At 66.3% G+C, this 4,065-nt stretch carries 4 protein-coding genes and 1 pseudogene; 4 read left to right on the forward strand and 1 reads right to left on the reverse strand.

Annotated features, from left to right (window positions below; translation table 11 throughout):
* Window positions 1-401: IS5/IS1182 family transposase (locus tag ABD52_RS36600; RefSeq protein ID WP_047893954.1), on the forward strand; the 401-nt coding region annotated here is incomplete at its 5' end.
* 663 nt (window positions 402-1,064) lie between these two features.
* A complete protein-coding gene (locus ABD52_RS39975) occupies window positions 1,065-1,238 on the forward strand; it encodes a hypothetical protein (protein WP_161801659.1) in 174 nt (57 codons plus the stop codon).
* A gap of 108 nt (window positions 1,239-1,346) precedes the next feature.
* On the opposite strand, the pseudogene ABD52_RS41315 reads toward ABD52_RS39975, so the two are convergent.
* A pseudogene (locus ABD52_RS41315) lies at window positions 1,347-1,715 on the reverse strand (cyclic-phosphate processing receiver domain-containing protein).
* A gap of 378 nt (window positions 1,716-2,093) precedes the next feature.
* Here ABD52_RS41315 and ABD52_RS39605 point away from each other — a divergent pair.
* Together ABD52_RS39605 and ABD52_RS36610 are read left to right on the forward strand one after the other, a co-directional pair.
* Window positions 2,094-2,495, forward strand: a complete 402-nt coding sequence (locus ABD52_RS39605) for a hypothetical protein (protein WP_152748372.1) — start codon at window positions 2,094-2,096, stop codon at window positions 2,493-2,495.
* A gap of 203 nt (window positions 2,496-2,698) precedes the next feature.
* A complete protein-coding gene (locus ABD52_RS36610; RefSeq protein WP_161801660.1) occupies window positions 2,699-4,063 on the forward strand; it encodes a hypothetical protein in 1,365 nt (454 codons plus the stop codon).
* Window positions 4,064-4,065 lie beyond the last annotated feature (2 nt).

Here is a 4,065-nt window from a genome sequence, read left to right on the forward strand (position 1 = left end):
TGAACGTGCAGGTCATCGCCGACGCGGCCGGGCGTCTCGTCTGGGCCTCGGCCGCGCTGCCCGCCTCGACGCACGACCTGACCGCCGCCCGCACCCACGGCATCATCGACGCCCTGGCCAGCACCGACGTGATGACCTTCGCGGACAAGGGCTATCAAGGCGCCCCCGGCAGCGTGCGCACCCCGTTCAAGCGGCGCCGCTTCCGGCCGAAGCTGTCACGCCGGCAGAAGGCCGTCAACCGAGCGCACGCGAAGATCCGCGCCCGCGGCGAACGCGCGATCGCCACCCTCAAGACCTGGAAAATCCTGGTCAAGCTGCGCTGCTGCCCACGCCGAGCGACCGCGATCGTGCAGGCCATCCTCGTCCTGCACCGCGTCGAAGCCGACCGCTACGCAGGATGAAAATGGCTCGATCTTGGTCGATTGCTGTCTTACCGGGAGCCTCGTCCTACCTGGACACCGGCCTCCCACACCGCCCGTGACCTGCGCCGTCACGATGAAAATGGCTCACTCTATGTCCCCTGGCAGGGGAGTGTGCGCAGGTCGCGGCGGTAAGGAGCTCCTGAATCACCTGGCCTTGCAAGTGGGAGCAGATTGGGTGCAGGTTGGCGAAGTGGTCACCGCGCCCGAAGTGCTCACCGACACCGGGCAGAGCCGATGGCTCTGACCTGCGGTGATGTGGGCAAGCGGTCCGGCGTGACCTCCCAGAGAACTCCGAAGTGGTCAGGGGTAGCTGCTCCCCGCCTGGATCATGCCGACTGTCGTCCTCGGTCCCGCTGATGCGGTTCCCGGGCGTCATGTCGTATCGACATGCGCCTCTGAATGCCGTCCTGGTGGCGCTGGTAAGGCTCATGGGAGCTGAGACTCGAATCCCACCAGCAACGCGCTGACCAGCGCTTCCTGGGCGGTGACCTCTTCGGCGTTTCCGAATGCATCAGCCTCGAAAGCCCGCTCCACAGAGTCGGGGACGTCTACTCACGCCGAGAAGCGTTCACCTCGAGGGCTGTAGGTCGGCGTACGCTGGCCAAGTAGGTGCGGTGCGATGGCGCTTGAGGGAGATGCGGGATGGTTGAGCGCGTGACTGCCGACCGGCTGATCCTCGTCAACGTGGTGGATCGCTGGTTCTACCTGCGGCAGCCCACTTTCATCGGCACCGGGCAGAGCTACTGGATCGATCACGAGACCAGCGAACTGTGCGTCGACCGCGGTGCTGCCGGGTTACCCGGCATGCTCGCGTAACCCGGCACGCAGGTTGGATGTGTCGGTAGCTGAGATCCAGGGCTCGATAAGTGTTCCGGATCCGCCACGGACGAAGAACGACTGTACGTGGCGGGGTAGCCGGATCGATCAGCTCGCCGGAGGGCCTTTGTCGTAGCCGACGTCTGAGCAACCCGACGCGACGCGGACCCGGTAACCCCAGCGCCTCAGGACAAGCGCGATTCTTGCGGCACCGCCCGGGTTGGCGGAATGGACGACGACCACACCGATGTTGAAGGGGCGGTCGTAGAAGGCGGCCTGTTCCAGGACCTCTATCACCGGCCAGATGGTGTCGTCGCCGCCCAGGTCGTGGTCCAGTCACAGCTCGTCCAGCCGACCCTCCCGGTAGCGGGTAAGAAGCTCGACTCCGGCAGCGCTCGTACGGGCCACCTCCGCGCGGCGGCCATCGACGAATGACCGAAGGTCATCGATCAGAGCGATCGCTGGTCGGGCGTTCACCCGGTCATGATGCGCGGGCACCGCCACGCGTCGCCATCCGGTTTCGCCGGCGAAGCAGGCGCCGAGAGCTGTCGGGGGTGTTGCGGTGATCCAGGCCGGTGGCGAAGCCGCGGATTCGGGGCATCCGGCGTGGCGGGCGTGGTTGATTCAGGTGTCGAGGTGCTGCTCGGTGCCCTGGTGGCGGACCAGCCCGGCGGACCCGCGGGCGAGGCCGGCGACGGTATCCGCGTCCAATGACGTGGCGGGCCGGACAGCGCCCCGCTCCCCAGGGGGCGGGGTCGCCAACTGAAACCACCCGAATCGCGGCATGACCGCGCGAATCGCGGCAGAAGCGGATGGCGTGAGGCATCCTTGTTCGCCTCGTCAGAGGAGGTTGTCATGGAGTTGGCTCAGCCGCCCCAGGCTGCGATGGAGGCGGCGATGGCGGACTTACTCCATCTGGGCTTCCTGGAGATCCGGTTTCTCACTGCGCCACTGCTGGATGCCCTCTCGGCGGACGCACTCGACCGACGTCGTGAGCGCGCGAATATGGTCGCTGAGATCTGTCACCAGCTTCCAGGGCTTCTCGCGCCGCAGCGACGAGATCAACTCGCCGACGGGCTGCGATACCTATGGCGAACTGCTACCGCGACCAAGCGTCAGTGGCTGCGGTCCCGCTGGGACCACCTGAACTACGATCACCGCTGGCTGACTGAGGCCGCTACCGAACGGCCCACCCCAAAGGGGAGAACTGCAAAGGCCGACCCGCCAGGCCCACCAATTGAATCCGGCGCCGAATGACCTCGGGCGGCACCGAGCTACCCACGGCAGATCAGTGCACCTGATTTCGGCCGACGCCCGGGCATCGACCGTTGACCCGATGACCGGACGCGGGCGTTGGGTGCGCCGCGTCGGTTGCTCGTTCTCGTGATCATGGCTCGGCCCGGGGCTCTGGCAAGCTGCGAACTTTTCGGGGATTCCGTCCGCCGTCAATCATGACGAAAATGGCCACCATGACCAGCGTCGGAACCGATGCGATGGCGGGCGCAGCAGCCTCAAGATCTGCAGTCGAGGGGCCTAGGTGGTGCGAACCTGGACTGCTGGCCCGGGCAGGTCGATACCCGTTGGCCGTCGAGGCACCAGTCATGGCCTGCGTCGACATGCTCGTTCCAGGCGTGTCGACCGTGACGCGTTATGCCCGCTACTACAGCCTGTATTGGGCTCTCGCCGCGTACGCCGACCGGAAGGGCTTGGACAGGGAGGCGTGCCAGCGCCTCGTCCGTCGGGCAGAGGTGGGTTTGGCGCGGATCTCGCAGGAGTACGACGATCCGGAAGGCGCGCCCGGGCTCGCTCATGGCGTGGACGCGATAGCCAGGCTCGCCCCTCGTCAAGGCGAGGAGTTCTCAGTTGCCGACTCCAGCGGTTCCGGTTCTTACTCCCCGCGTACCTGGGGCTTCTGGTCGCAGTACAACGGACCAAGCGTGACGCTCGGGACCGTGGCGGTGGACAGCGGTGCGCTGCGGGTCGGCCGCCATCCGTGTCCACCAGAAGTCGCAAAGATGTACAAGTCCCTCATTGAGGCCGCCGAGCATCGAGGTGGTCTGTCACTCCCGTCGGTGGCGCTGGGGCGTCTGCGCCTTCAACCGGACGCGGACACTCCTGACCTCGAACCACTGGGCTCGCTGTTTAGCGCCACTGCGGATGGCCGCCACGACCCGCAGTCCTGGAGTGGGGAGGATCGGACGCGGCGCGCCACACTCCGCATACTCGCCCGGTCGTGGCAGCTCAATCCGGGCGCGGCCACCTGGCAGGAGGCGTTCGCCGCTGCCGTGGCTTACGGTTCGGCCGCACGCGAGGACCCGTTGCTGGCCGGAGAAGAACGAACGGCCGCGTGGCGAGGGGTAGTTCTTCGTCACCATTCTGTCGGTGCGTGGCGACATCTCTGGGCGGCGTTGGTCAACGAGGTCCGAGGGACGGAGATCGCCTCTCGTAGCCACTTGCACGAGTGGATCAGCGCGCAGCTACCCGGCAGCACCGTCGCGGAGTTCGAGGCCGGTCTGCCTGCCGTCGTTGATGAGCGTCGTGATCCTCTCCCGGCCGAGGACGCGCTGCTGCGCGACGACAGTAGTGTGCTTACCGATGTCGCGCTGCTACTGCTCGGCGCTCGGCGTCTCGACTCGCTGACCAGCATCACTTTGCGCACCTTCAAGGGGAAACGGCCCACTTACCTCGATCCCACCTGGATACAGATCTTGAATGGCCAGGTTCGTCCGATGTGGTTGGTGTGTTGGCCTCGTGTTGGGGTAGTTCGATGGGATGAGGTATCCCGATGGAGGTGGGTTGTCCGCGCGGGGGCGGGCGAAGCGTGAGG

Source organism: Micromonospora sp. RV43 (assembly GCF_001029515.1).
Taxonomy (GTDB): domain Bacteria; phylum Actinomycetota; class Actinomycetes; order Mycobacteriales; family Micromonosporaceae; genus Micromonospora; species Micromonospora aurantiaca.

Bases quoted from the DNA above. Each gene is read 5' to 3' on its own strand.
- ABD52_RS39975 (WP_161801659.1), top strand. From the start codon at position 1,065: ATGGTTGAGCGCGTGACTGCCGACCGGCTGATCCTCGTCAACGTGGTG.
- ABD52_RS39605 (WP_152748372.1), top strand. From the start codon at position 2,094: ATGGAGTTGGCTCAGCCGCCCCAGGCTGCGATGGAGGCGGCGATGGCG.
- ABD52_RS36610 (WP_161801660.1), top strand. From the start codon at position 2,699: ATGGCCACCATGACCAGCGTCGGAACCGATGCGATGGCGGGCGCAGCA.